The 26276-nt window shown below is 72.4% G+C and carries 17 protein-coding genes, 7 pseudogenes and 1 riboswitch; of the genes and pseudogenes, 12 read left to right on the forward strand and 12 right to left on the reverse strand.

Annotated elements, in window-relative coordinates; genetic code table 11:
- Positions 1-236: 236 nt before the first annotated feature.
- Positions 237-446, forward strand: a complete 210-nt coding sequence (locus BJF83_RS03215; RefSeq protein WP_075925112.1) for a hypothetical protein — start codon at positions 237-239, stop codon at positions 444-446.
- Positions 447-511: 65 nt separating this feature from the next.
- Here the strand turns inward: BJF83_RS03215 and BJF83_RS03220 are convergent, their stop codons facing one another.
- Entirely contained in the window at positions 512-928 is a 417-nt protein-coding gene (locus tag BJF83_RS03220) for a hypothetical protein (protein WP_158070329.1), read from the reverse strand.
- 180 nt (positions 929-1108) lie between these two features.
- Here BJF83_RS03220 and BJF83_RS03225 point away from each other — a divergent pair.
- Positions 1109-1435, forward strand: a pseudogene (locus BJF83_RS03225) (AMP-binding protein); the annotation flags it as partial.
- Here the strand turns inward: BJF83_RS03225 and BJF83_RS03230 are convergent.
- Positions 1427-1711 (reverse strand): HPr family phosphocarrier protein, encoded by a 285-nt coding sequence (locus BJF83_RS03230; protein ID WP_075925114.1) that lies wholly within the window; start codon positions 1709-1711, stop codon positions 1427-1429. The pseudogene BJF83_RS03225 and the gene BJF83_RS03230 sit on opposite strands and share 9 nt — an antisense overlap.
- A 31-nt stretch (positions 1712-1742) precedes the next feature.
- Entirely contained in the window at positions 1743-2684 is a 942-nt protein-coding gene (gene pfkB, locus BJF83_RS03235) for a 1-phosphofructokinase (RefSeq protein ID WP_075925115.1), read from the reverse strand.
- Positions 2685-3145: 461 nt separating this feature from the next.
- On the opposite strand from pfkB, the gene ptsP reads away from it, so the two are divergent.
- Positions 3146-4909 (forward strand): phosphoenolpyruvate--protein phosphotransferase, encoded by a 1764-nt coding sequence (gene ptsP / locus BJF83_RS03240; RefSeq protein ID WP_262391276.1) that lies wholly within the window; start codon positions 3146-3148, stop codon positions 4907-4909.
- A gap of 69 nt (positions 4910-4978) precedes the next feature.
- Here ptsP and BJF83_RS03245 read toward each other — a convergent pair whose 3' ends face one another.
- Positions 4979-5620: a TetR/AcrR family transcriptional regulator gene (locus BJF83_RS03245; protein ID WP_075925116.1), complete on the reverse strand. Its 642-nt coding sequence runs from the start codon at positions 5618-5620 to the stop codon at positions 4979-4981.
- Between the two features lie 152 nt (positions 5621-5772).
- Here BJF83_RS03245 and BJF83_RS03250 point away from each other — a divergent pair, with 152 nt between their 5' ends.
- On the forward strand, positions 5773-7377 hold the full coding sequence (locus tag BJF83_RS03250) for a DHA2 family efflux MFS transporter permease subunit (RefSeq protein ID WP_075925117.1): 1605 nt from the start codon (positions 5773-5775) through the stop codon (positions 7375-7377).
- A 126-nt stretch (positions 7378-7503) separates the two neighbouring features.
- On the opposite strand, the gene BJF83_RS03255 is transcribed toward BJF83_RS03250, so the two are convergent.
- The 3 genes and pseudogenes from BJF83_RS03255 to argJ all read right to left on the reverse strand — a co-directional run bounded on the left by BJF83_RS03255 (position 7504) and on the right by argJ (position 10255).
- On the reverse strand, positions 7504-7944 hold the full coding sequence (locus BJF83_RS03255; protein WP_075925118.1) for a hypothetical protein: 441 nt from the start codon (positions 7942-7944) through the stop codon (positions 7504-7506).
- Positions 7945-8056: 112 nt separating this feature from the next.
- Positions 8057-9040, reverse strand: coding sequence for an RNA polymerase subunit sigma-70 (locus BJF83_RS03260; RefSeq protein ID WP_075925119.1), 984 nt, complete (start codon positions 9038-9040; stop codon positions 8057-8059).
- A gap of 58 nt (positions 9041-9098) precedes the next feature.
- Positions 9099-10255, reverse strand: a pseudogene (argJ, locus tag BJF83_RS03265) (bifunctional glutamate N-acetyltransferase/amino-acid acetyltransferase ArgJ).
- Positions 10256-10422: 167 nt separating this feature from the next.
- Here argJ and BJF83_RS03270 point away from each other — a divergent pair.
- The gene (locus BJF83_RS03270; RefSeq protein ID WP_075925120.1) at positions 10423-11457 is read left to right on the forward strand and encodes a serine hydrolase; all 1035 of its coding nucleotides are present in this window, start codon (positions 10423-10425) and stop codon (positions 11455-11457) included.
- Here BJF83_RS03270 and otsB read toward each other — a convergent pair.
- Together otsB and BJF83_RS03280 are read right to left on the reverse strand one after the other, a co-directional pair.
- Positions 11426-12252 (reverse strand): annotated as a pseudogene (otsB, locus tag BJF83_RS03275) (trehalose-phosphatase). The gene BJF83_RS03270 and the pseudogene otsB sit on opposite strands and share 32 nt — an antisense overlap.
- Before the next feature lie 290 nt (positions 12253-12542).
- The gene (locus BJF83_RS03280) at positions 12543-12827 is read right to left on the reverse strand and encodes a DUF3263 domain-containing protein (protein ID WP_075925121.1); all 285 of its coding nucleotides are present in this window, start codon (positions 12825-12827) and stop codon (positions 12543-12545) included.
- Positions 12828-13056: 229 nt separating this feature from the next.
- Here BJF83_RS03280 and BJF83_RS03285 point away from each other — a divergent pair, with 229 nt between their 5' ends.
- Both BJF83_RS03285 and BJF83_RS03290 read left to right on the forward strand, forming a co-directional pair.
- Positions 13057-14286 (forward strand): S8 family serine peptidase, encoded by a 1230-nt coding sequence (locus BJF83_RS03285; RefSeq protein WP_075925122.1) that lies wholly within the window; start codon positions 13057-13059, stop codon positions 14284-14286.
- Between the two features lie 211 nt (positions 14287-14497).
- Positions 14498-15125, forward strand: a pseudogene (locus tag BJF83_RS03290) (GrpB family protein).
- Between the two features lie 199 nt (positions 15126-15324).
- Here the strand turns inward: BJF83_RS03290 and BJF83_RS03295 are convergent.
- Positions 15325-16759, reverse strand: a pseudogene (locus BJF83_RS03295) (trehalose-6-phosphate synthase).
- Between the two features lie 295 nt (positions 16760-17054).
- Positions 17055-17197: riboswitch (SAM riboswitch) on the forward strand.
- A 13-nt stretch (positions 17198-17210) separates the two neighbouring features.
- Between BJF83_RS03295 and thrC the strand changes: the two are divergent.
- The 4 genes and pseudogenes from thrC to groL all read left to right on the forward strand — a co-directional run bounded on the left by thrC (position 17211) and on the right by groL (position 21283).
- Positions 17211-18470: a threonine synthase gene (gene thrC / locus BJF83_RS03300; protein WP_075925123.1), complete on the forward strand. Its 1260-nt coding sequence runs from the start codon at positions 17211-17213 to the stop codon at positions 18468-18470.
- Between the two features lie 88 nt (positions 18471-18558).
- Positions 18559-18837 carry a ubiquitin-like small modifier protein 1 gene (locus tag BJF83_RS03305; protein ID WP_075925124.1) on the forward strand — a complete coding sequence of 93 codons (279 nt, stop codon included), beginning with the start codon at positions 18559-18561 and terminating at the stop codon, positions 18835-18837.
- A 141-nt stretch (positions 18838-18978) separates the two neighbouring features.
- Positions 18979-19083 (forward strand): annotated as a pseudogene (locus BJF83_RS25875) (PadR family transcriptional regulator); the annotation flags it as partial.
- 568 nt (positions 19084-19651) lie between these two features.
- Positions 19652-21283: a chaperonin GroEL gene (groL, locus tag BJF83_RS03315; protein ID WP_075925125.1), complete on the forward strand. Its 1632-nt coding sequence runs from the start codon at positions 19652-19654 to the stop codon at positions 21281-21283.
- Between the two features lie 626 nt (positions 21284-21909).
- Here groL and BJF83_RS03325 read toward each other — a convergent pair.
- Both BJF83_RS03325 and BJF83_RS03330 read right to left on the reverse strand, forming a co-directional pair.
- Positions 21910-23496 carry an ABC transporter ATP-binding protein gene (locus BJF83_RS03325; protein ID WP_394329289.1) on the reverse strand — a complete coding sequence of 529 codons (1587 nt, stop codon included), beginning with the start codon at positions 23494-23496 and terminating at the stop codon, positions 21910-21912.
- Positions 23493-25227, reverse strand: a pseudogene (locus tag BJF83_RS03330) (ABC transporter ATP-binding protein). Before BJF83_RS03330 ends, BJF83_RS03325 begins: the two are co-directional and overlap by 4 nt.
- A 166-nt stretch (positions 25228-25393) precedes the next feature.
- On the opposite strand from BJF83_RS03330, the gene BJF83_RS03335 reads away from it, so the two are divergent.
- Complete coding sequence (locus BJF83_RS03335; protein ID WP_262391277.1) at positions 25394-26248, forward strand: CPBP family intramembrane glutamic endopeptidase; 855 nt, start codon at positions 25394-25396, stop codon at positions 26246-26248.
- Positions 26249-26276: the final 28 nt, after the last annotated feature.

The raw sequence follows: 26276 nt of genomic DNA on the forward strand, positions 1-26276 counted from the left end.
GACCAGGGCGGCAGAGGGGCCCCAGCGAGATCGGTCCCGGGTCACATCCCGGGGGTTAGTGCGGTTGTGAAGTTACACCACTCCAAGGGACATGACCCCCGCACGTGGGGTGCGGGGGACGGCTGAGCCCGAATAGGGGTCCGGGCCGTGGGGCTGCCGGAGTCCAGGCTGGTGGCCCCACCCTCGCCCCCACACCAAGCACTGAGAGTTACGCCTCGCCTACGGGGGGATTCACCATGGCGGACACCACGGAGGCCGAGGAGCACGTCCAGCACCACATCATCACCGTGCACATCTGGCGGACCGCCGAGCACGTCGACCGGTACCAGGCGCTCCGATCGCTGTGCCTGACTGACAAGATCCGGGCCGCGGTCGTCACCCACCTCACAAACGAGATCGAGGGCATCGGGGAGATCGACGGCGTGTGGCTCGCCGAGGTGCGGTGATCCTGAACACGACGAAAACCCCACTCTCCCGCGCAAGGGAGAGTGGGGCGACGGAGTGCCAGCGGCTAGGCCTCGTCAGCAGGAAGAGGCCGGTACCCCTCAACGATCTCCCACTCGCCTGCTGAGACCGCCCGCGCGATACACGCCAGGAGGCTCACCAACTCGTCCGCCTTCGGCGGCGGGATCAGGAAAATGTCCTGGTCCGGTGCCAACGCGCGCACCACCAGGTGCTCGCGCGCGGATAAGAGTGAGCACACCGCCCGCCATGCTCGCAGCGCCGCGGAGGGTTCCGCGTTCGGGTGGGTGACGGTGAGGAACCGGATGCCGTAGGACACCTGGAGCGCCTCGAAGGCGGTCGCGGAGCCCTCGGCCGACAGTAGTTGGAGCGCGTCCTCAAGCCACGCGGCGTCTGCTTCGAGCCGCTCAGTTTCGGTTCTGTGGTGGTCCTTGGGGGAGTCGTGGTCCATGAGCGCCCCTGTCATCTGCTGGGGTCAGGGTCGCATTCTGACAGACAGGAACCGGTTCGTTGAGGCTTCTACCTAAAAATCCTATTTGCCTCGATATCGAGACATCGCGAACACACGAATGCCGCCCCGCCTCCCACCTGGGAAGACGGGGCTGTGGTCAGAGGTTGGTGACCCGCAGAGGCCCGTAGGCGGCCGTGCACCCGGGGCTACTCGGTCATGCTCGGATACTGGGACATGCCGGGGCGGACGGCCGAGGCGATCGACGCGGGCCGCTGGATGCGCACCGGCGACCTCGCGGTCATGGACGGCCAGGGCTACGTCAGCATCACCGGTCGGATCGAGGACATGGTGATCCGCGGCGGTGAGAACGTCGACCCGCGCGAGATCGAGGAGCTCCTGCACACCCACCCCGACATTCTGGACGCGCAGGTCATCGGGGTCCCCGACGAGAAGTACGGCGAGGAGCTCATGGCGTGGACGCACATGCGCGACGGCGCGGACCCCGTCGCGCGGTCAGGCCTCGGTGGGCGCGGTGTCCATGTCGGAGGCCAGCAGCTCCGCCAACGTGTCGAGGGCGGCCTCGGCGCCGTCGTCGGCGTCGCAGGACAGGGTGACGGACTCGTTGTGGCCCGCGCCCATGGCCATGACCGCCAGGACGCTGCGCGCGTCCACGGGGTCCTGGCCGTCGCGCGTGATGGTGACGGGCAGGCCCGTCTCGTTGACGGCCCGCACGAAGAGGGCCGCGGGCCGGGCGTGCAGTCCGAGGTGGGAGCCGACGGTCACGGTGCGCTGGGGCATGTCAGTCCTTCTCTGGTCGAGGGGCGGCGGGTCACAGTTCGTCGATCCGCCGACGCTGTTCGGGATCGGCCACGACCGTGGCCTCGTGCGCGGCCACGACGTCGGGTGTCGGGATGCCCGTGCCGGGGAGGGAGACGGCGGCCGTCCCCCAGGCCACGGCGCGGCCCAGCCCCTCGTCGGGCGGGCCGTTCTCGCTGAGGTAGCCCGCCAGAGCGCAGTCGCCCGCACCCACCGTGCTGCGGGTGCGTACCCGGGGACCGCGCGCCCACCAGGCGCGCTCGGCGTCCACGAGTATGGCCCCATGGCCGCCCAGAGTCACGAGGGCCGTCTCGTTCCCCCAGGAGAGGACCTCGCGGGCGGCCCGGACGACCGCTCCGACGGTGGGCAGGTCGCGGCCGGTCAGCTCGGCCAGTTCCGCCAGGTTGGGCTTGAGCAGGGTCACCCTGCCCGCGTGCGCCGCCTTCGCGAGCGGCTCTCCGGAGGTGTCCAGGGCGAGCGGGACCCCGTAGGAGGAGGCCAGTTCGGCGACGCGGACGTACAGGTCGGTGGGAACGCCGGAGGGGAGGCTGCCGCAGGCCACGATCCAGTCCGGCTCCTGGGCCAGTTCCTGTTCCAGGGTGTCGAGGAGGGCGTCGGTCTCGCCGGTCGACAGGACCGGGCCGGGAGCGTTGAACTTGGTGGTGGTGCCGTCGGCCTCGGTGACGGCGATGTTGGCGCGCGTCTCGCCCGCGATGGGCACGGTGACGCGGGGGAGATCGTCGAGGAGGGCGGTGAGCTCGGCGCCGCCGCCTCCGCCGACGGGGAAAACCGCCCGGGCGGAGACGCCCGCTTCGAGCAGCGCACGCGCGACATTCACGCCCTTGCCCCCGGGTTGCGCGTGGGTGGCGCTCACCCGCAGGACCTCGCCGCGGACGAGGCCGTCCACTTCCAGGGTGTGGTCCACGCTCGGGTTCGGCGTGAGGGTCAGGATCATGTCTCCCTCCGGTGTCCGTGCCCGGCCTCGTGCGGCTTGTGGATATACCTTTGATTATGTGTGTTTGGTTGCGTATGTCAAGAGTGCCACCCGGAGGCCACGGGCCGGGGCGGGGTGTGGCCGGCGGGTGAACGGGCCCTGGCGTCGTGCGTCGCTCCAGGTCGCCTCCACGATGACGGCGTCAGGGGCGATGACGGCGGCAAGTCCTCCTCCTTGTTGTGGTTGTGGGATATGTGCAGCAGGCGCCTCTTGTGTGTTCGGGACAACGCAGCTAAACGCACTGAAAACCACACTGAAACACCGGTGATCCCACATGTGCGCGGAAGAACGCCAGAAGGTGATCCTCTGGCGTTCCGACGCCGCTCGCGGTTGGCTGTGCACGAGGCGTTCGCACACGCCCCGTCGGGCGCGATCCGGGGCCGGGGTGAGCCGAGACCGATCGACGAACCGATCCAGGAGCGATGATGCCGAAGACCGGCCACCCGTGCCCAGACACACCGACCCCGTGGGCGGTGGCCCGCCCGGGGACCGCCGCGGGAGGGACGGCGCCCCCGGGCGCGTCCCGCCTGGCGGGTGTCCCCGCCAGCCCCGGAGCGGCCGTCGGCCCCGTGGCGCGTATGGCGGCCCCGCCGACGCCGCCGGAGCGCGCCCCCGCGGCCGAGGACCCCGCGGCCGAGGCGGACCGGGCGCGCGCCGCGCTGGAGAGCGTGGCCCGGTGGCTCGACGCCCGTGCCGCCGGACTGACCGGTGACGGGGCCGCGGTGCTCACCGCCCAGGCGCTCATGGCCCGCGACCCCGAGCTGGCCCGCCGGATCGGGGAGCGGACGGAGGCGGGCCAGGCCGCGGCCCGGGCGGTGCACTCCGCGGTCGGCGCCTACCAGGAGCTGCTGCTCGCGGCCGGGGGCTACCTGGCCGAACGCGCCGCCGACCTCGCCGACGTCCGCGACCGTGCCGTCGCGGTCCTGCTCGACGAGCCGATGCCGGGCCTGCCCGACCCGGGGCACGACCACGTCCTGGTCGCCGACGACCTCGCGCCCGCCGACACCGTCCAGCTCGACGCGGACCGCGTCCTGGCGATCGTCACCCGGCGGGGCGGTCCCACCAGCCACACCGTGATCCTGGCCCGCTCGCTCGGCATCCCGGCGGTCGTCGGGTGCGCGGGCGCGGACGGTCTGCGGGACGGGACGGCCGTGGCCGTCGACGGGGACGCGGGGACGGTCGACGTCGATCCCGGCGCGGACCTGGTCGAGCGGATCCGCCACCGGGCGGAGCACCGCCGATCCCTGCTCGCCGAGTCGACGGGGCCGGGCCGTACCCGCGACGGGTTCCCCGTCGCGCTGCTGCTCAACGTGGGCGAGGGCGACCCCGGCGAGGCGGCGGCGCTCGACGGCGAGGGCGTGGGGCTGCTGCGGACCGAGTTCCTGTTCCTGGACCGGGCCGAGCCGCCGACGGTCGACGAGCAGACCGCCGTCTACACGCGGCTGCTCGACGCCTTCTCCGGCCGCGTGGTCACCGTCCGCACCCTGGACGCCGGGTCCGACAAGCCGTTGCCGTTCGTGCGGACCGGCCCCGAGGACAACCCCGCCCTGGGCGTGCGCGGTTACCGGACCGCGCGCGACCAGCCCGGTCTGCTGACCGACCAGCTGACCGCGATCTCCCGTGCCGTCCGCGCGACGGGTACGCGCACCCGGGTGATGGCGCCCATGGTGTCCACCCCCGCCGAGGCGGCGGACTTCGCCGCGCTGGCCCGCGCGGCGGGCATCGGCGAGGTGGGCGTGATGGTCGAGGTCCCCGGCGCCGCGCTGCTGGCCGACCGGCTGCTGCCGCACGTCGACTTCGTGTCGATCGGCACCAACGACCTCGCCCAGTACACGATGGCCGCCGACCGTACGCTCGGCTCCCTGCCGGAGCTGCTCGACCCGTGGCAGCCCGCGCTGCTGTCGTTGGTGGCGTCCGTGGGGCGGTCGGGGGAGCGACTGGGCCGTCCGGTGGGCGTGTGCGGTGAGGCCGCCGCCGACCCGCTGCTCGCGTTGGTGCTGGTGGGGGCGGGTGCGAGCAGCCTGTCCATGTCGGGGCCCGCGCTGCCGGCCGTCCGCCACGCGCTGGCCCGCCACACGCGGTCGGACTGTGTGCGTCTGGCGGAGGCCGCCCTGGCCGAGCCCGGCGCTGAGCGGGCCAGGCAGGCGGCGCGGGCGGCCGCGAACCCGCGGACCGCGCTCTGGTAGTCGGCCACTGCCCTGTGGGCGGGCGTCCGCGGGGCAGCGGTGGCGGACCTCCGGCCCGCCCGGGGCGGGTCAGGCTCCCCTTGCCCCCCAGTCCCCGGCGACGGTCCCGGGCACCAGGTCGAGCCGGTCCAGGACGGCGGCGAGCAGGTCGTCGGTGTCGGTGGAGCCGGACGCGCCCCAGGCCTCGTGGGCCGTGCCGATCACGGCGACGAACACCGCGGTGAGGACGTCTGGGCGCGGGTCGCTCGCGCGGTGGACGCCGGTGTGCTCGGCGATGACCGCCGCGATCCGCTCCTGGTGGCTTCGGCAGTGGCTCATGACCGCGTCGACCACCTCGGGGTTGTCCCGCAGGACGGTGGCGGCGCCGCTCAGGGAGCGGTGCGACCGCGGGTCGAGGCGGCTCCAGTGGTCACGGGTGGCCTCGCGCAGCGCGGTCAGCGGGGGCTCGTGGGCGGGCCGGGCGCGCAGGGACGCCAGGAAGCGCTCGTCGATTCCGGCCACCGCCGCCAGGATGAGGTCCTCCTTGGTGGCGAAGTACCGGAAGAAGGTTCGCTGGGAGACGCCGACGCTGGCGGCGATCTCCTCTGTCGTGGTCCCGTGGTACCCCTGTTCGAGGAACAGCCGGAGTCCCGACTCGACCAGGCTCTCCCGCAGCCGTGCCTTCTTGCGTTCGCGTAGCCCCTGCTCCCCGGACGTGCGGGTTTCGGTCATGGCGCCTCCCGTGGTCGGTGTCTCTTCCGTTCCTCCTTCCCGTGACGTTCCGCGCGGACGATGTTACGTCAGTCACACACAAAAAGCACTTGATGCAAACTGTCAGCCGCTGCCAGACTCTCTCACGGTTGATCTAGATTCTGGGGGAAGATATGACAATCGGGGACGCTCCGCCCACGTCGGGGGCGGCACGACTACGGCGGAGTCCGTGGTCGACACTGGTCGCCATCGCGTTCGGCGTGATGATGGTGGCCCTGGACGGCACGATCGTGGCCGTCGCCAACCCCGCCATCGGCCAGAGCCTGGGGGCGTCCCTGGCCGAACTCCAGTGGGTGACCCACGGGTATCTGCTGGGCCTGGCGGTCTTCCTCATCACCGCGGGCAAGCTCGGCGACCGCTTCGGCTACCGCCGCGCCTACCTGGTGGGCGTGGTCGGGTTCGTGCTCTCCTCGGTGGCGATCGGACTGTCGGCGGGCATGGTCATGCTCATCGCCTTCCGCATGCTCCAGGGGATCTTCGGAGCCCTGCTGCTGCCCGCCACCATGGGCCTGCTGCGCGCCACCTTCCCGCCGGACCAGCTCGGCCGGGCGTTCGGCGTCTTCGGCAGCCTCATCGGCGCCGCGACCGCGGGCGGCCCCATCGTCGGCGGGATCCTGGTCGGCGTCCTCGGCTGGCAGGCGGTGTTCTTCATCAATCTGCCGGTGGGCGTGGTGTCCGTCGCCCTGGCGCTGTGGCTGCTGGGCCCGAACCAGCCCACCGACCCCGGCGCCCGCATGGACGTCCCCGGCATCGCGCTGCTCAGCGTGGCGATGTTCGCGCTGGTGTGGGGCCTGGTGGAGGCGCCGACCGCGGGATGGGCCTCCCCGGTCACCCTGGGATCGCTCGCCGTCGCCCTCGTGGTGGGCGCGGCCTTCGTCCTGTGGGAGCGCAGGCCCCGGGACCCGCTCATCCCCCTGGGGCTCTTCGCCCACCCATCGATCGCCATCGGCACGGTGCTCACCGCGTGCATGGCGATCAGCCTCATGGGCGGGCTGTTCTTCGTGGCCTTCTATCTCCAGGGCGTGCGCGGCATGTCCCCGGCCGAGACCGGGCTCCAGCTGCTGCCGATGACGGCCACCATGGGCCTGACCTCGCCGATCGCCGGACGGGTGCTGGACCGGATGGGATCGCGCCCGCCGACGACGGTCGGCCTGCTGATGGCCGGAACCGGGATGTTCATGCTGTCCAGACTGGACGGTGGGACGGGGGTCCCCTACATCTCGGTCGCGTTCGTCCTGGTGGGCATGGGGTTGAGCCTGGTCATGACCGGCGCGACGGCCGCGATCATCGGCAACGCGCCGCTGCGCTTCGCGGGGGTGGCCTCGGCGGTGCAGCAGGCCGCCATGCAGCTGGGCGGTTCGCTGGGCACGGCGGTGCTGGGCGCGGTGATGTCGTTGAGCATCATGGCGACCCTGCCCGGCCACTTCGCCGCGGGCGGGCTGGCCGAACCGGCCGAGGCCGAGCTGACGAGTATGCAGAGCGCCGTGGCGCAGGGCGGCGCCGTGGCGCCCGAGGGGGCGTCGGCGCAGACCGTGCGCGCGGTCACCGAGGCCAGCCACCTGGCGTTCATGGACGGGATGCACCTGGCGTTCGGGATCGCCGCCGCGCTGATGCTGGCGTCGGCCGTGTTGGCGCTGTTCATGCGGCCCGGCCGGCCGACCGGCGACGCGATCGGTGAGGGCGAGCCCGCCGGAGGGGCGCCGGCCGTCCACGTGTAGAGACCGGCCGAGGGGCCCACCGGGCGCGCGACACGACGTTCGCGCTCCGGCGGGCCCCTCGCCTCGCACGGGCCGGGCCCCGCGACGGGGTAACGGTCCCGGCACGGGCCCGGCGCCGGACCGTCCTCAGCCGATCCGGGTCATGGTGGACTCGTAACCGCCCCCGCCCGGGTAGGTCCACGGGCCGCTCACGGTGTCGCCGTCCGCGCTGAACGCGCCGCGGTAGAACGCGGGGGACCCCTTCTCTCCGGCCCAGATGGTGAGTGTGTCGCCCTCCAGCTCGTAGACGTAGTCGAAGGTGTTCCCCTGGTTGTCGTAGAAGCGCGATCTGACGTCGGCGCTCGGCTCCTCGGCGCCGAACGGCTTCTCGCGCCCGATGACCTCCATCCCGATGATGTCGGCGCCGTGCTGGGCCAGGCTGATGTCCTGGACGAGGAAGCGTCGGCCCGGCATCCAGCGGAACGTGACGGTGCCCTCGGCGCCGCCGCTGACCCGCCAGGTGCCCACCAGGCGGTCCAGAGCGTTCAGGGCGGGGTCGGGGGTCGCGGCCGTCGTGTACTCGGTCATGGCTGTCGCCTCTCCTGGGGTCTGGGCGCGGCGGCGTGGTGCCGCCGTGCTGTCACCCGTATGACCGCGGGTCCCGGGAAAAGGAATCGGTCCCGGACGAGGAATTCTCGGGTCACCGCTCGCGGGTCGGCGGCAGGCCGAAGGCGGGCAGGATCTGCGGACCGAACGTGGTGATCTCCGCGACCAGGCCGTCCTCGATCCGCAGCACGTCGACGTTGACCGCCGTGAACTCCCGTTCACCTGGGGCGCGTGTGTAGTTGGCGACGCCCGGTTGGCGGTTGGCGGCCAACGGCACCGAGATCCACGCGCCCCAGGCGCGGTCCCCGGTGAGCACCGGACGCCACAGGTCGAGGATCGCCGCGCGCCCGTCGTAGACGAGCGAGGCCGGAGGCATGGTCTGCCGCGCGTCCTGGCGCAGCAGGTCGGCCAGCGCGTCCAGGTCGGCGTTCTGCGACGCCTCCACGAACCGGCGCAGGACGCGTCGCTCGTTCTCGGTGGGCGCCGTGGCCGGGCTCCAGTCCGACCGGCGCGGCGGCAGGACCCGTCTGAGGGTGGCACGGGCCCGTTGCAGCGCGCTCTTGACCGAGGGGACGGTCATCTCCAGCGCGCCCGCGGTCTGCTCGGCCGGCCAGCCGACGACGTCGCGCAGGATGAGCACGGCGCGCTGTCGCGGAGGCAGGTGCTGGAGGGTGGCCAGGAAGGCGAGTTCGACGGTCTCGCGGGAGATCGCCCGTGCCTCCGGCCCCTCCTCCTCGGAGCCGGCCCGGTCCAGCAGCTCGTCGGGGTAGGGCTGGAGCCAGGTGACCTCGCGGAAGGGCGAGCCGTGCGGCGTCGCGCCGTCCGGGTTCGGGCGCCGTCGGCTCAGCGCGTCCAGGCACACGTTGGTCGCGATCCTGTACAGCCAGGCCCGGAAGGTGGACCGTCCCTCGAAGGTGGCGCGGTTGCGCCAGGCGCGGAGCAGCGCCTCCTGCACCATGTCCTCGGCCTCGGTGAAGGAACCCGTCATGCGGTAGCAGTGCACGCGCAGTTCGTGGCGGTGACGTTCGGCGACGTCGGCGAAGGCGGCCTCGTCGTCGATGCGGTGGGCGTCCAGCACGGTGGCTCAGCTCCCGGGCGGGAGCCGCCCGGAGGGGAGGGCTACCGATCGCGTCAGGTCAGGTCGTGTAGTCGGCGTTGATCCGGATGTAGCCCTCGGTCAGGTCGCAGCCGTACACGGTGAAGACCCCGTCCGCGATCCCCAGGTCCACGGAGATCACCACCTCGTCGCCCTTCATCTGCTCGGCGGCGCGCGCCAGGACCTCGTCGGTGGCCTCGGTCGGGAACGTCTCCACGTCGCCGAAGCAAATCCGCACGCGGTCGGGCTCGACGTCGGCCTCGTCCTCGCACTTGCCGACCGCCATCGCCACCCGTCCCCAGTTGGGGTCGGCGCCGTGCACCGCCGTCTTCACGAGCGGCGAGTTCACGACCGCCTTGCCGATCCGCTTGGCCTGGTCGGCGTCGCGTGCGCCGGTGACGCGCACCTCGATGAGCTTGCTGGCGCCCTCGCCGTCGGAGGCGATCATCCGCACGAGGTCGAGGGCCACCCCGTGCAGGGCCTTCTCGAACTCGGCGACGTCCACCGGACCGGCGAGCCCGTTGGCGAGGATCGCCGCCGAGTCGCTGGTGGAGGTGTCCGTGTCGATGCTCAGGGCGTTGAACGTGCGGTCCACGACGCGGCGAAACACCGCGTCCAGCACCGACTGGTCGATGTCGGTGTCGGTGAAGAACCAGGCCAGCATGGTCGACATGTTCGGCTGGATCATGCCGACGCCCTTGGCGATGCCGGTCAGCGTGGCCGCGCCGATACGGGCCGAGGCGGTCTTGGGGCGGGTGTCGGTGGTCATCATCGCCGCCGCCGCCCGGTCCAGGTCGGCGGGGGGAAACTCCGCGGGCAGCGTGTCCAGGTACGACCGGATCCTGTCCATCGGATACGGCTGCCCGATCACTCCGGTGGAGGCGATCAGGAGGTCGTCGGGCTCCACTCCCGCCGCGCGCGCACGCGCTCGCGCACCTCGCGGGCGTTGGCCTCGCCGGTCATCGTGGCCACGTTGGCGTTGCGGGCGATGACCGTGACGCCGCGCGCGCGGCCGTCGGCCGCCGCCTGGCGGCTGATCACCACGCTCGATCCGGCGAACCGGGACCTGGTGAACACGGCCGACACGTGCGCGGGGACCTCGGAGACCACGGTGAAGAAGTCGTCCTTGGGGTCCTTGATACCTATGTTGCCTGCGACGCCACGGAATCCGGCGGGTACGGGGGTATGGCTGCTCATCGTCCTCCTCCGAGCTCGTGGCAACACCTTACTTCGTGCTCTGGCCTGGGGGCATTACGGGCGTTGCCCATGGGGGTTTCGTACCGCGCGTCACCGGAGTCCGGTGTGAGAACGCGCTGGTGACGGGGTATCCGCCGAGTGTGTGACCACCACGGGGGAGGCGTGTCGTGCGTGACGGTGACTGGCTCACGGAGACCGGAGGGCGGATCCGCGGAGTCCTGAAGGTGATGGTGGACGCCGGGTGGCTGCCGGGGGGGTCCGCGGTCATCGGGACCGGGGGGATGTGGGAGTTCGTGGCCGTCGGGCGGATCGACGGCGAGACCGAGACCGCGCCGGACGTGTCCTACGACGTCGCGAGCCTGACGAAGGTCATGGCCACCTGGCCGCTGGTGGGCCAGGCGGTGGCCGAGGGGGTACTCGACCTCGACGCGCCGATGTCCGAATACCTTCCCGCCGACGACCTTCCCGGCGGGGTCGTGACCACCCGTGAGATCCTCACGCACACGAGCGGTCTCAACCCCGTGACCTGGTTGGAACGCTACGTCGGCACCGACCAGGACCTGGCGGAGGCGATCCTGGCCGACCCGCTGGAGGACCGCGGGCGCCACCACTACATCGACCGCGGCTTCGTCCTGCTCGGGCTGCTCCTGGAACGCCGTTACGGCGTACGCCTGGACGTTCTGGCGGGTGACCTGTGGGACGAGCTGGGGATGCGGTCCACGGCTTTCGGTCCGCTCCCCCGTTCGCCCTCCGTGGCGCCGACCGAAGGGCGCCTCACCGGGGCCGCTCCGACCTGGGGCGTCGTGCACGACGAGGCGGCGGCCCTCATGGGCGGGGTGGCCGGGCACGCCGGGGCGTTCACGACCGCGATCGACCTGGGCGCGTTCGCCCGCGAGACGCTGCGGCTCGCGGAGGGCAGCGGCGGCCCCGTCCCGTCGTCGTACGTGCGCGAGAGTTGGCAGCCGCACGTGGACGCGGGGCAGCGCCGTTGGCGGGGGCTGGGGTGGCTGGTCACCCCGGAGGGCGTCGTCTACCACAACGGCTACACCGGGACCAGCCTGTTCATGCACCCGGCCAGTGGGCGCTACGTCGGTGTGCTCACCAACGCCGTGCACTTCGGGCGTGACCGGACGGGGCTGGGCGAGCTGCGGGCGGCGGCGCGGGCGGCGCTCACGCCCCAGGCGCACGGATCGACGCCGTGAGGTCGGTGAGCAGGCCGCACAGTCCGGAGGGGCCGGGGACCACGAGGTCCGCGGCGTCGGCCACGGCCGTGACCTCGTCGGAGGACGAGCACACGGTCAGCCCTGCGACGCCGTGCGCGCGCAGGTCGGCCACAGCCTCGAAGGCGGGCAGGTCGCCCAGGTCGTCACCCGCGTAGAGCACCGTGCGCGCCCGCGCCGACCGGGCGAGGCCGGTCAGCGCCGCACCCTTGTCCACACCCCGTGGGCGGAGTTCGATCACCATCCGCCCCGGCTCCACCCGCAGCTCCGCCCGCTCGGCCAGGGCCGCCAACGGCCGGGCCAGGAGCGCGAGCGCGCCGTCGGGGTCGGCGGTGCGGCGGGTGTGGACGGCCAGGGAGCGGTCCTTGTCCTCGATCCACGTTCCCTCGGGCGCGCCGACGCGGTCGAGCAGGCCGGGGAGTTCGCGCCGCACCAGCGCCACCCCCGGCGGCGGGTCCTCGGACAGCACGCGGCCGTCCGTCCAGCGCTCGGCACCGTAGTGGCCCAGGACGGTGATGCCGGGCACCCGGTCGAGCCCTCCCAAGCGGACGGCGGTGGCGGCGGGCCGTCCCGTCACCACGGCGACGGAGCCGATCCGACCGGCGAGGTCGCCAGCCGGTCAACGATCCCGGGGAAGGGGGCGCAGGCGCGCGGGTCGTCGACGATCGGGGCGAGGGTGCCGTCGAAGTCGAAGGCGGCCAGGGCCCCGGCGGGCTCGGCGAGGAGGGCGGCGAGCGCGGCGCGTCCGGCGTCCGTGCTCGGTCGGGGCAGGGACATGCGGGTGCCTTTCGGGTCGCGGTGGGCGGACCGTCCGCGCCGTCAGGCTATCCGGCGGGCGCCCGTTGCCCGGCGGCGCCCTCGACGGGGCCTCCGGCTCCGGGCGCTCCCGCACGGGGAGGCCCGCGGCTCCGGCGACCCGCCAGGGACGCCTTCGGCGCGCGGAGGCCCGCTTCGAGGGCGGTGCGTCCGGGGGTAGCCCGGCGACACGCCCGGGGTCGTCAGCGGAGTGGGGAGGCGGTCACCCGCGGCGGAGGGTGTGCCGGGGTGACCGAAGGGCGTGAGCGGGGTCAGAGCTGGATGCCGAGGAGACGTGCGTTGCGTTGGCGTCGGCGGTCGGCACGGAGCCGGCGCAGGCGTTTGACGGTCATGGGGTCGAAGGCGAGTGCCTCGGGTCGTTCCACCAGCCCGTTGAGCAGTTGGTAGTAGCGGGTGGCGGAGAACCCGAACTCGTCACGGATCGCCTGTTCCTTGGAGCCCTCGAACTTCCACCACTGGCGTTCGAAGGCGAGGATGCGCTGTTCGCGTTCGGCGAGGGCCGACTGACCGTCCCCGGTCGGACCGGTATTCGGCATGGGACACCCCCTGGACGGGAAATTGGATGGTCCTGATCGGCGCGACTCATGCTAGCGACTCGACATGCCGGATGAGGAGCGCGGAAGTGAGGAGTGGCATCGGGGATACAGTTGCGTTTCCTCACCGTGAGGCCACTTGTCCGAGTCTGAATCCTGTGCTCGTGACAGAATCGCGGTGGGCCGGGGGAGGGCCGTGGAACGCCGACCGCAACGTTCGAGGGAGCCTGTCGTGCTCGGGGGTAACAACCGTAACAGGACACGCAAGCGTCGCTTCGGAACCGGGGTGGTCTGCGCGGCCGTCGCCGTGCTCGCGCTGGTGTCGGCCCCGGCGGCGGCCGACGGCCTGCCCGACCTACGCCCCGAACAGTGGGGACTGGTCTCCATCGGAGCGCCGGAGGTGTGGGCGCTCACGCAGGGACTGAGCACCACCGTGGCGCTTCCGGGTGTCACCGTGCCCGAGGACCACCCCGACCTCGTCGACAACGTCAGTGTCGACACCGAGTTCGGCGCCAACGACGGGGACTTCGACGAGGGAACCGCCCTGGCGGCCCTGGTCGCGAGCCACGGACACGGACGCGACGCCGAGGGCGGCGTCCTCGGTGTGGCGCCCGAGGCCCGTCTGCTCGTCCTGCCCACCGACGACGCCCTGCCCGACGCCGTCCGCCGCGCGGTCGACGAGGGCGTCCAGATCGTCCTGTTGCCCGATGTCTCCGTCATCGCTGAGCCTCCCGCGCAGAACGGGGCCACGGCGACAGACGGGAACGGTGCGAACGGCGCGGACGTCGACGGGCTGGGCGCCGCGACCGAGGCGGCGACCGAGGCCGGGGTGCTGGTCGTGGGTCCGGCCGGGGGCGACGACCCCAACGTGCTCTCCGTCGCCGGCGTCGACGCCGACGGCGCCCTGATTCCCGGCTCGCCCGCCCCCGACGCGATCGAGCTCACCGCGCCCGGCGCGGACCTCTCCGCCAGCGCGCCCGATGGCGGGGAGGCCCAGGTGACCGGGGCGCGCTACGCGGCGGCCATGGTCGCCGGAGCCGCCGCGCTGCTGAGCTCGGAGTACCCGCAGCTGGACGGTGACCGGCTCCGCCAGGTCCTGGTCGACGGCTCCCAGGAGGGGCCGAACGGACTGCCCACCCTCCACGTGCCCACGGCCAACGGCTTGGCGGCGGGGGTCGCCGAGGAGAACCCGCTGATCGACCAGGACCTGCTCGACCGCGCCGACGAGGGCCCGCGCGTGCCGGTCTGGGCGTGGTTCGTCAGCGTCGGCGCCGTGCTGGTCCTGGGCGTCCTGCTGGCCGTGGTGTGGGTGCGCCGCTCCACCGCGGACCCCTACGGCGTGCGCGAGGAACGCCAGCAGGAGGAGGAGACGATCGCCGCCGAGAGGGGCGCGGAGCGGGCCGAGGAACCCGCCCGGCCCGGGCGCAGGGGCGGGCGGCGCCGCAAGCCGCGCGGGAGGTAGCCGGCCGCCCGCCGAGCCGACCGGAGCCGGCCGACACACGCGGCGCCGCTCACGCCGCTCACGCCGCGTGCGACGCCCCCGGCCCCGCCGACCTCCCCGTGATCGCCCGTCGTTCCAGGTCGAGCACGGTGGGTGTGCTTCTGGTCGCGTGCATATGTAAGCACGCCTGGCCGTCTTGACGTGGACCCCGCAGGGGACAAGGCTTTGTGGAATGTCACCCCTCGAAGCGTCACCGTTGCCCTCGCGAGGCGCATCGGTAGCCGGGATCCGTCCCGATCACCGCAATCTCGCCAGCGGGCGTGTGCACCTGTCCCAGTACGATCCCAAGTGGCCCTACCTGTTCAGACGTGAGTCCGAGCGGGTCGCGCGGCGCTCGGCGACCGCGTCCTGCTCTTCGAGCACGTCGGCTCGACCGCCGTGCCGGGCCTGGCCGCCAAACCCTGTGTCGACCTCCTGCTCGTCGTCGCCGACTCCTCGGACGAATCCGCCTACCTCCCCGACCTGGAGGCGGCGGGCTACGGCCTCGTCACCCGCGAACCCCACTGGTACGAGCACCGGGTCCTGAAGGGCCCCGACGTCAACCTCAACCTGCACGTCTTCTCCCAGGGCTGCGTCGAGGCCGAGCGGATGCGCACGTTCCGCGACCGCCTCGCGACCGACGCGGGCGCCGCACGCGCTACGAGGCGCACAAGCGCGAACTGGCCGAACGGACCTGGGACCGCGTCCAGGACTACGCGGACGCCAAGTCCGAGGTCATCGAGGAGATCCTCGCCGCGGCCGGAGCCCCGCGCGCCGACCTGCACGGAAGGGGCGAACGGGCCGAACCCCACGCGCCCTGAGCCCTGCGCCCCGCCGGCCCCCGACACGCCGCGCGGCTCCTCGCACGGCCGCGGTCCGCCGACGGCGACACCGCGACCGGGGCGCTCCCCGCCCCGCGGCGGGCGCGCCCCAGCACGGACACGTCCCCGGGCGCCTGACCCCGGTCGACGGCCCCGCTCCGCGCTCCAGCCGCACGCCGGTCGTGCCCTGACCGCGGCCTCAGCCCAGAGCCCGCAGCTGCTCCTGGAACCACCGGCGCGGCGGCAGCGCCACGGCCGCCTCCCGCAGCCGCTCACGCCGCCTCCGGCGCTCGTCCGGCCCCATCGACAGCGCCCGGTGCAGCGCCTCCGCCGTCTCCACCGTGTCGTACGGGTTGACCGTCAGCGCGTGCTTCCCCAGCTCGTCGGCCGCGCCCGCCTCACGCGACAGCACCAGCACCGAGTCGCGCTCCGACAGCACCGGTCCCTCCTTGGCGACCAGGTTCATGCCGTCGCGGATCGGGTTGACCAGCAGCACGTCGGCCAGCTGGAAGGACGCCAGCGACCGCGGGTAGTCGTCGTTGACCTCCAACACCAGTGGCGCCCACTCGGCAGTGCCGAACTCCTCGTTGATCTCCTTGGCCACGCGCAGGACCGCGTCGGTGTACTCCCGGTACTCGGGCACGTCGCCCCGGCTCGGGTAGGCGAACGCCAGGTGGGTGACGCGCCCGCGCCACTCCGGGTGCGCGGTGAGCAGTTCTCGGTACGCCTCCAGCCCGCGCACGATGTTCTTGGACAGCTCCGTGCGGTCCACCCGCACGATGAGCCGCGTGTCGCCGACGACCTCCTCCAAAGTCTCCCGGCGAGCCGCGACCGCGGGGTCAGCCGCGCTCTCGCGCAGCCCCTCCTCGTCGCGCCCAACGCGTGCACGCCCACGTCGACCACCCGGCCGCCGTGCCCGACCGTGCGGTTGGCCGTGTCCACGTCGGCGCGCAGGATCTCCGCGCAGCACCGCAGGAAGGCGTCGGCCCAGCGCGGGCTGAGGAACCCGAGGTGGTCGCGCCGAGCATGCCCTCCAGCAGGTCGCGGGCGACCTGGTCGGGCAGCGTCCGGAAGTACTCCGGCGGCGCCCAGGGCGTGTGCGAGAAGTGCGCGATCCGCAGGTCGGGGCGGCGGGCGCGCAGGATGCGCGGCACCAGCGCCAGGTGGTAGTCCTGCACGGCCACGCGCGCGTTGTCGGCCGCTCCCGCCACCAGGGCCTCGGCGAACGCGTTGTTGTAGGCGGCGTAGTCCTCCCAGCGCCGGCGGAAACCGGAGCCGAAGGAGGGCTTGTTGGGGGTGTCGTACAGCATGTGCTGCGTGAACCACAGCGTCGAGTTGGCGATGCCGGTGTAGGCTCCCGCGAACGTGTCCTCGGGGATGTCCAGCATGTGGACGCGCATGCCGTCCAGATCGTGGGACCGGTCCAGGCGGGCCCCGGGGGCCTCGGCGGCGGCGCGCCGGTCGGCGGCGGACAGGGCGGCGCACACCCAGAGGCCGTCGATCTCCGAGGCGACCGAGATCATCCCCGACACGAGTCCGCCGCCGCCCCTGCGGAACGCCAAGGAGCCGTCGTCGGCGGTCGCGAAGGACACGGGTCCCCGGTTGGAGGCGATGAGGATCTGCGCCTTGTCCACGTACTCGTCCTCTCGGTGGAGCGGATCGGATCCGCCGCCCGTGCGCGGGGTGTGGGTGCGGGGCGGGGCGTTCCCTAATGTCTCGCCTGTGGACCGGGTCCCCAAACCCGTGCCCGGCCAACGCCTGCGAACGTCACACCGGCCAGACGCGGCGGCTCCGGGCTGGGCCGCCGACCAGGGCGTCTCACCATACGAGCGGGTTCGTGTGTTCCGGGTCACCCGGTGTGGAAAGCCGGTCGACGTGTCCGTTACAGTGACGGTGCGGATCCGACAGGGTCGGCGCACAATTTCATATTGCTCATCCAGAGGGGTGGAGGGACCGGCCCTACGAAGCCCCGGCAACCATCTCAGCATGCGATACTCGCGCTCCTCGCGAGGCTGCTGGGGCAGGTGCCAACTCCGGCCTGGGGTCAAGGTGGCCACCAGGAAAGATGAGGGGAGACGCCTCGCCATGGCGATTGCCGCCACCGAACCCACCTCCGTCCGCTCCTTCGGCCCCGCGACCGCGCTGTCCTGTCGCGAGTGCGGCCAGCGCTACGAACTCACCCCCCGCTTCGCGTGCGAGTTCTGCTTCGGCCCCCTTGAGGTCGCCTACGACTTCGGGACCGTCACCCGCGCCGACATCGAGAGCGGTCCGGGCAACATCTGGCGCTACCGCTCCCTCCTCCCGGTGCCGGCCGACGTCGCCGAACTCCCCAACATGAACCCCGGCCTGACTCCGCTGGTCCGCGCCGACCGCCTCGCCGCCGAACTCGGCCTCGACTCCCTCCACGTCAAGGACGACTCCGGCAACCCCACCCACTCCTTCAAGGACCGCGTGGTCGCGATCGCCGTCGAGGCCGCCCGCACGTTCGGCTTCACCACCCTTTCCTGCTCCTCCACCGGCAACCTCGCCGGCGCCGTGGGCGCGGCCGCCGCCCGCGCCGGTTTCGAGTCCTGCGTGTTCATCCCCGCGGGCCTGGAGGAGGGCAAGGTGGTCATGGCGGCCGTCTACGGCGGCAGGGTCGTGGCCATCGACGGCAACTACGACGACGTCAACCGTTTCTGCTCCGAGCTCATCGGCGACCCGGCCGGAGAGGGCTGGGGCTTCGTCAACGTCAACCTGCGCCCCTACTACGGTGAGGGCTCCAAGACGCTGGCCTACGAGATCGCCGAGCAGCTCGGCTGGCGGCTGCCCGAGCAGATCGTCGTCCCGATCGCCTCCGGCTCCCAGCTCACCAAGATCGACAAGGGCTTCCAGGAGCTGGTCAAGCTCGGCCTGGTCCAGGACCGCCCGTACAGGATCTTCGGCGCACAGGCCACCGGCTGCTCACCGGTCGCCCAGGCGTGGGAGGCCGGTCACGACGTCATCCAGCCGGTCAAGCCCGACACCATCGCCAAGTCGCTGGCCATCGGCAACCCAGCCGACGGGCCCTACGTCCTCGACATCGCCAGGCGCACCGGGGGCTCCGTGGAGCACGTGAGCGACGCCGAGGTGGTCGACTCGATCAACCTCCTCGCCCGCACCGAGGGCATCTTCGCCGAGACCGCGGGCGGCGTCACCACCGGCGTCCTGCGCAAGCTCGTGCGCGAGGGCAGGCTCGACCCGAAGGCCGAGACGGTCGTGCTCAACACCGGTGACGGGCTCAAGACCCTGAGCGCCGTGGACGCGGGCGTGACCGCCACCATCGCGCCGTCCCTGACCGCGTTCACCGAGGCCGGCCTGGTCTGAGGGCCGCGTCGGCCACCCCGACGACCCCGCGGCGCCCGGTGACGCGTCCCGGACCCCGCACCCCACCCGACGAAGGAAGAGACACGACATGAGCGCCAGCGTCCGCGTTCCCACTATTTTGCGCACCTACACCGACGACGCCTCCGAGGTGTCCGCCGAGGGCACGACCCTCGCCGAGGTCATCGACGACCTGGAGGCCAACTACCCGGGCATCCGGGCCCGGATCCTCGACGACGCGGGCAAGGTCCGCCGTTTCGTCAACGTGTACGTGGGCGACGAGGACGTGCGGTTCGAGAAGGGCCTCCAGACCGATGTGGCCGACGGCGCCCAGATCTCGATCATCCCGGCGGTCGCGGGAGGCTGCTGAACCGCCGCCGCGCGCCGCCGTTCCGGAGCGGGGCGGCGCCGTCCCCCCGGGTGGAAGGGGTCGGCGCCGCCCCGTTCGTCGCGTCCGGGGCCGGTCGGCGCCGCTCGTAGGCTGGGGAGACCGAGACGGACGAGGGTGGAGATGTCGGCGACGCGGCTGTTGGTCCTGGGCGTGGTGCGGATGCACGGGCGGGCACACGGGTACCGGGTGGGGCGCGAACTCATGTCGTGGGGCGCCGACGCCTGGGTCGTGTTCCAGAGGCAGACCCGGCCGCTGCTGCGGCGCCCGGTGATGATCCTGTTCGGGATGCTGCAACCGGTGCTCTACCTGGCACCGGGGTGGCTGTACGCGCTGTCCCGGGTCAACCCGATCGCCTACGTCGTGGACGCCGAACGCGCCCTGTTCGCCGGTGAGTGGGGTGCGACGGCGGGCGTGGGCTGGGCCGTGGCGCTCGGCCTGGCGGTGGTCGCGCTCGCGATCGGCGCCCGCGCGACCCGTTGGTCGGCGCGGTGAGCCGGGCACCATGTGCCCGGTGTGTCCTCTGAACGCGAAATCCGCAGCTCGCGCCGGATCTCCCCAGGTGAACACCGGTGGGGGCCCCGCTGAAATCGTGACCACATCGTTTGCACTCTCCCGGGGCGAGTGCTAAAAAGGGACCGGGTTAGCACTCGCCATTCTGGAGTGCTAACCCGGATCGAGGCTGCGAGATCGTGGCGGCCGGCAGAAGGGTTGCCGGTGCGGCCGCGGTCGTCCGTCGCGGGCGCACGCCTGGTCCCATCGCGTACCAGCCCGGTCACGGGAGGACAAGAACCCAATGGCAGCCAAACTCATCGCGTTCGACGAGGAGGCCCGTCGCGGCCTCGAACGCGGCATGAACCAGCTCGCTGACGCCGTCAAGGTCACGCTCGGCCCCAAGGGCCGCAACGTCGTTCTGGAGAAGAAGTGGGGCGCCCCCACGATCACCAACGACGGTGTCTCCATCGCCAAGGAGATCGAGCTAGAGGACCCGTGGGAGAAGATCGGGGCCGAGCTGGTCAAGGAGGTCGCGAAGAAGACCGACGACGTCGCGGGTGACGGCACCACCACCGCCACCGTGCTCGCCCAGGCGCTCGTGTCCGAGGGTCTGCGCAACGTCGCCGCCGGGGCCAACCCGATCGGTCTCAAGCGCGGCATCGAGGCCGCCGTGGCCCGTATCAACGAGGAGCTCGGCAAACTCTCCAAGGACGTCGAGACCAAGGAGCAGATCGCCTCCACCGCCTCGATCTCCGCCGGCGACACCCAGATCGGCGAGACCATCGCCGAGGCGATGGACAAGGTCGGCAAGGAAGGCGTCATCACCGTCGAGGAGGGGCAGACCTTCGGGCTCGAACTGGAGCTCGCCGAGGGCATGCGCTTCGACAAGGGCTACATCTCGCCCTACTTCGCCACCGACCTGGAGCGCATGGAGACGGTCCTTGAGGACCCCTACATCCTCATCGTCAACTCCAAGATCTCCAACAACAACGAGTTCCTTCCCGTCGTGGAGAAGGTCCTCCAGGCCGGCCGTCCGCTGATGGTCATCGCCGAGGACGTCGAGCAGGGCGCTCTGCAGACCCTGGTCGTCAACAAGATCCGCGGCACCTTCAAGTCCGTCGCCGTCAAGGCGCCGGGCTTCGGTGACCGCCGCAAGGCCCAGCTCGGCGACATCGCCGTGCTGACCGGCGGCCAGGTCATCACCGAGGAGGTCGGCCTCAAGCTGGAGAACACCGAGCTCGACATGCTCGGCCGCGCCCGCAAGGTCGTCGTCACCAAGGACGAGACCACCATCGTGGACGGCGCCGGTGACGCCACCGCGATCGCCGGTCGCGTGAACGAGATCCGCAACGAGATCGAGCGCACCGACTCCGACTACGACCGCGAGAAGCTCCAGGAGCGTCTCGCCCGCCTGGCCGGCGGCGTGGCCGTCATCAAGGCCGGTGCCGCCACCGAGGTGGAGCTCAAGGAGCGCAAGCACCGCATCGAGGACGCCGTGCGCAACGCCAAGGCCGCGGTCGAGGAGGGCATCCTGCCCGGCGGCGGTGTCGCCCTGCTCCAGGCCAGCGTCCCGGCCTTCGACAAGCTCGACCTCGACGGCGACGAGGCCATCGGCGCCGACATCGTCCGCCGCGCCATCGCCGCTCCGCTGAAGCAGATCGCGGTCAACGCCGGCCTCGAAGGCGGCGTCGTGGCGGACAAGGTCAAGAACCTGGAGCCCGGGTTCGGCCTCAACGCCGCGACCGGCGAGTACGCCGACCTGTTCAAGGAGGGCGTGATCGACCCGACCAAGGTCACGCGTTCCGCTCTCCAGAACGCCGCGTCCATCGCTGGTCTGTTCCTGACCACCGAGGCCGTCATCGCCGAGAAGCCGGAGAAGGCCGCGGCTCCCGTCGGCGACCCGACCGGTGGCATGGGCGGCATGGACTTCTAGGCCCCGCCTGGAGTCCGAGGTCGGTACGCGACCTCGCCCGCGACGACCGGGCGGCCCTTCGGGGCCGCCCGGTTTCGCTGTCTCCGGGGGGCGACGGGCGGTATGGGCACTGTTCCAGGAGAATCTCGGAAGCTGTTCTGCGCAGTGTCGGGCGGACACGGAGCGTTGGTGTTCCGGTCCGCAGGTGCAACGCGAAACGAGTCCTGCCGTGACTGAATCCCCCGCACAGACGGGGCTGTCCGGATGGGCCCGGCAACGGACGCTACAACCGCGCGACCACCGTCGACTTCGGTGAGATGGTTCGCCTGCCGGAGCTTTTCGACCTCGGAATGGACACCTCCGGGTTCCCCGGCCCCGACACGTGGTGCATCGGCTGGACCAGCGCCGAGCCCACCCCGCGGAGCCGGGCTCAGCCCCCGTGCCAGCGCGCCAGAGCCTCGCGTAGGCCCCGCCGCGCGCGAGCAGTTCGTCGTGCGTGCCCAACTCGCCGATCCTGCCGTCCTCCACCACCGCGATCCGGTCGGCGTCGTGCGCGGTGTGCAGGCGGTGGGCGATCGCCACGACGGTGCGGCCCGCGAGCACGCCGCCCAGCGAGCGCTCCATATGGCGGGCGGAGCGCGGGTCGATCAGCGACGTCGCCTCGTCCAGGACCAGCACCTCCGGGTCGGCCAGCACCAGGCGGGCCAGCGCCAACTGCTGCACGTGAGCGGGATCGAGTGTGAGCTGGCCGGAGCGACCCGCGTGGCCAGCCCGTCGGGCAGCGCGCGGACCCAGGCGTCGGCGTCCACGGCGGCCAGGGCCTTCCACAGCGCGTCCTCGTCGGCCTCCTCCCCGTCCAGTGCGATCGACAGGTTCTGCGCGACCGTCCCGCGGAACACGTGGCTCTCCTGACTCAGCAGGATCGCCCGGCGCCGCCGGTCCTGCGGCGGCAGCCCCCACAGCTCCGCGCCGCCCACCCGGACACCGCCCGAGGTCGGCGGGTGGATCCCCGCGATCAGCTTTCCGAGCGTGGACTTGCCCGCCCCGCTCGGCCCGACCACGGCCAGCCGTTCACCCGGGCGCACCACCAGGTCCACACCGCGCAGCACCTCGGTGTCGGTGTACGCGAACCGGACGTCGCGTACCTGGACCGTGCCCGGGGCGGTCGGCTCGGCGTCCGCCGGAGCGGTTCGCCCGTCCTCGGCCAGTCCGACGCCCAGCAGCCGACGGAGGCTGGTGAACCCCATCATCACGTTGTCGATCTCGTCGATCAGCCGGTCCAGCGGTCGCGACAGTTGCGCGCTGAGGAACACCGCCGTCGCGATCGCGCCCACGCTGATGGCGCCGTTCATGTACAGCGCACCCGCCACCAGCAGCGTCATCGCGGTGAGGAACTGGTAGGAGAACTCCAGCGGCGGATACCACACGGTGCGCAGCCACAGCGTGTACCGCTCGGCGAGATAGGCCCGGTGCACCCGTTGGTCGTTGAGCGCGATCTGGCGCGCCTGCCGCCCGAGGGCCTCGATCGTGCGCGCCCCCTCCACGGTGTCCGTCACACCCTGGGTCAGGTCGGAGTAGGTCGCCAGTTCGCGTACGTACCCGTCCGGCGCGCGCCGGACGTACCAGCGGGTGGACACCCACAGCACCACGACCGAGGGCACCAGGGCGAGCAGCAGCAGGGGGTGCACCACGCCGATCGCGATCACCACGACCACCACGGTCACCGCGCTCACCACCATGACGGGGACCGAGTTGCGCACGGTGTGGCTCAGGTGGCCGATGTCACGTCCCGTGCGCGCCACCAGGTCGCCCGTCCCCGCCCGCTCCACCACTGCCAGCGGCAGGCGCAGGACGTCGCGCACGAACTCCTCGCGCAGCTCGGCCAGGACCCCTTCGCCGAAGCGGATCGACAGCGCCACCGACACCAGGACGAACACGGCGTTGACCAGCAGCGCGCCGACGATCGCGAGCGCCGACAGGTCGACGCTCCCCAACGAGCCGCCGGCCCGCACGGTGTCGATGATGCGGCCGAGCGCCCACGGGGCGACCAGCGCGCTCAGCGCGGCGACCCCGTACAGCCCGACGACCCCGGCGAGCGTCCACCCGTGCTCGCGGCCCGCGCGCCGCAGCCGCCGCCACACCATGGCGGGCGGGGCGACCGGGAGGCCGTCGACGGGTTGGCACTCGGCGAGTTCGGGCAGGTGCGGCCGGGAGTGCTCGGCGGTCCGGGTCACGGGATCTCCTCGGTGGCCATCGTCCGCAGGACGGTGGCGGCGTAGTCCGGGACGTTCGCGAGCAGCTCCGCGTGCGTTCCCTGTGCGGTCACCCGTCCCTCGTGGACGAAGAGCACGTGGTCGGTGTGGGCGAGCAGGAGGGGGCTGGTGGTGAGCACGGCGGTCGTCCGCCCGGTGCGTTCCGCGGTGAGCCGTTCCGCGATAGCGGCCTCGGAGTGGGCGTCCACCGCGGAGGCCGGTTCCACCAGGACGAGGATCTCCGGGTCGAGCCCCAGCGCCCGGGCGAGCCGCAGCCGCTGCTGCTGACCGCCGGAATACTCGCGTCCGCGCTCGGTGACCACCGTGTCGAGCCCTCCCGGCGACTGCCGCACGACGTCGTCGGCGTGCGCCGCGTCGATCACCCGCGCCAGCCGCTCTTCGGACAGGCCGCCGTCGGGCGACAACTCGTCCCGCAGCCTGCCGGAGAGCAGGTGCGCGTCGTTGGTCGCGACGAGCACGCGGCCGCGCACCGTGCGGCGCGGCAGGTCCCGCAGCCGCACGGCGCGACCCGTGGAGCGTTCGACCAGCTCGGCTTCCGTGTCCTCGCGGTAGCGGCCGAGCCGTTCGGCGATCGCCGTCGCGTCGGCGGGGTCCGCGCACGCGATTCCGGTCGCCCGCTCCGCCGTGACCGTGACCCCGCTGACCGGGTCGCGCAGGTCGCACGGCGCCTCCGGAGGCGGGGCCGGGTCCGCGGGGTCGGGGTGGTCGTGGTCAGGGACAGGACGCCGACCACCCGGCCAGCGGCGACCCGGGCCGAGACGTAGGCGGTCGCCGTCACGCTCAGGTAGCGCACGGCCGTGCCCAGGGTCGTGGTGTATCCGTAGAAGGCGACCAGCTCGCCGACGGTGAGCTCGTCCGCGAGCGCGAGCCGCGCCCCGTACCAGACGATCCCCACCAGCAGCAGTCCGGGCAGCAGTTCGCGCACGGCCTGCAGGGCCGCGTCGGTCCACCCGACCCGAACCCCGGCCGCGCGGACGCGCTGGGACTCCTCCCGGTAGCGGCGGCCGACGGTGCGTTCCCCGCCCACACCGCGCAGGACCCTCAGGCCCGCCACCAGGTCGCTGGCGATCGTGGTCAGCTCGGCCTGGCGGTCCCGCTGGCGCTCCTGGCGGTCGGAGAGCGCGTTCAGCAGCGGCAGCGTCGAGAGCATGATCAGCGGCACCGCCACCAGCACGACCAGTCCGAAGGTGACGTGGGAGGTGAGCATCAGGGCGCTGGCCACCACGATGGAGACCACCGACCCCGGCACCATGCGCTCATCTCGTAGAAGTCGCCGATCTGGTCGATGTCGTCCGTGCCGACCGCGACCACCTCGCCGGAGGGCAGCCGCCGGGTGAGGGTGGGCCCCAGGTCGACGGAGCGGTCGGTCACCGACTGCACGGTCCGGTAGCTGGAGGCGTACCAGTTGAACGCCTGGGCGCGGTGGAGCAGGTGGAGGAGCCCGACGCCGGTCAGGACGAGGGCGGTGAGGACTCCGAACCAGAACAGGAGCGCCTGGACGTCCCCGTCGGCGAGACCGGAGTCGATCGCCGCGCCGAGCGCCGCCGCGCTGAGCACGGTGCAGGCGGTGAAGGCCCCCGTGGTCAGCGACGCCCACGTGAGGGAGCGCCACTGGCGGCGGGCGAGCCACAGCAGGAAGCGGCGGGCGGATCGGTGGTCGGGGACCCCCGGAGGTTCGGGAAGGTGGCGCACGACTTCGGACCTAGCCAGGGGGGTCCGCCGGGGCCACTCATTTTCCGGCGCCCCCTTCCGGGGCGCGGGGTCTGCCTCAGGGACGATCCAGGGTGGTTCCGGATGCAGGACCGGGCTCCGGCGCGGAATCGTCATCCGCATGAATGGTTTTCACGAGCGTTCGACGGTGAGCGCACGACCGGAGCGACCGCACCTGTTCGTCCGGATCGCGGTGGTCGTGGTGGCCGCACAGCTGATCTGGCAGTTGATGGGGTGGCTGGACGGCGCCCTGTTCCCGGGCGAGGAGCTGACCACGGCGAACCACGTGGTCAACGCACTGGTCGTCTTCGTCCTGGCCGTGCCCATGGTGTGGGCCGCCCGGCGCTTCCTCGACCGGCGGCCGTGGGGCGGGCTCGGGCTGACCGGTGTCCGGGAGGGCTGGCGGCCGTTCCTGGTCGGGGCTGCGGCCTGGGGGCTGCCCGGTGCGGCGGCGATCGCCGTGTGTCTCGTGCTGGGATGGTCGTCGATGGGGGCCGCCGCCCCCTGGGCCGAACTGGTGCCCCGGATCGCGCTGTTGGCGGTGCTGGTCCTGGTGTTCGAGGCGGTGCCGGAGGAGCTGATCTTCCGCGGCTACCTGTTCCGGAACCTCAACGCGGCCATGCCCGCCTGGCTCGCGGTCCTGGCGCAGGCGGCGCTGTTCGCCCTGTTCGGCAGCACGCTGTGGGTGCTGTCCCAGGGCTGGGGCGTGCTCGTGGAGCGGCTGCCGCTGTTCCTCGTCATGGGGATCGTGCTGGGCTGTGTCCGCGTGGTCACCGGGAACGTGTGGGCGTGCGTGGGCTTCCACCTGGTGTTCCAGACGGTCGCCCAGACCCTGCTGAACAGCGACTACATGCAGGTCCAGGGGGTCGACGCGGTCACGGCGACGGCCTTCCTCGCCCCGTTCGTGTTCGGCGTTCCGACCGCGATGCTGTTGACGCCCAGCGCGGGCCGGTGGCGGCGGCGCGAGCCCGACCCGATCGCCCCCGAGGGCCGTCCGCGCTGAGGCCGCCGACCCGGGGCGTGTTCCGTGG

The sequence above is a fragment of the Nocardiopsis sp. CNR-923 genome, from assembly GCF_001942255.1.
Taxonomy (GTDB): Bacteria; Actinomycetota; Actinomycetes; order Streptosporangiales; family Streptosporangiaceae; genus Nocardiopsis.

Excerpts from the sequence above, each read along its gene's own strand:
- BJF83_RS03215 (WP_075925112.1), top strand. The coding sequence starts at position 237 with ATGGCGGACACCACGGAGGCCGAGGAGCACGTCCAGCACCACATCATC.
- BJF83_RS03220 (WP_158070329.1), bottom strand. The coding sequence starts at position 928 with ATGACAGGGGCGCTCATGGACCACGACTCCCCCAAGGACCACCACAGA.
- BJF83_RS03230 (WP_075925114.1), bottom strand. The coding sequence starts at position 1,711 with ATGCCCCAGCGCACCGTGACCGTCGGCTCCCACCTCGGACTGCACGCC.
- pfkB (WP_075925115.1), bottom strand. The coding sequence starts at position 2,684 with ATGATCCTGACCCTCACGCCGAACCCGAGCGTGGACCACACCCTGGAA.
- ptsP (WP_262391276.1), top strand. The coding sequence starts at position 3,146 with ATGATGCCGAAGACCGGCCACCCGTGCCCAGACACACCGACCCCGTGG.
- BJF83_RS03245 (WP_075925116.1), bottom strand. The coding sequence starts at position 5,620 with ATGACCGAAACCCGCACGTCCGGGGAGCAGGGGCTACGCGAACGCAAG.
- BJF83_RS03250 (WP_075925117.1), top strand. The coding sequence starts at position 5,773 with ATGACAATCGGGGACGCTCCGCCCACGTCGGGGGCGGCACGACTACGG.
- BJF83_RS03255 (WP_075925118.1), bottom strand. The coding sequence starts at position 7,944 with ATGACCGAGTACACGACGGCCGCGACCCCCGACCCCGCCCTGAACGCT.
- BJF83_RS03280 (WP_075925121.1), bottom strand. The coding sequence starts at position 12,827 with ATGCCGAATACCGGTCCGACCGGGGACGGTCAGTCGGCCCTCGCCGAA.
- thrC (WP_075925123.1), top strand. The coding sequence starts at position 17,211 with ATGGCGATTGCCGCCACCGAACCCACCTCCGTCCGCTCCTTCGGCCCC.
- BJF83_RS03305 (WP_075925124.1), top strand. The coding sequence starts at position 18,559 with ATGAGCGCCAGCGTCCGCGTTCCCACTATTTTGCGCACCTACACCGAC.
- groL (WP_075925125.1), top strand. The coding sequence starts at position 19,652 with ATGGCAGCCAAACTCATCGCGTTCGACGAGGAGGCCCGTCGCGGCCTC.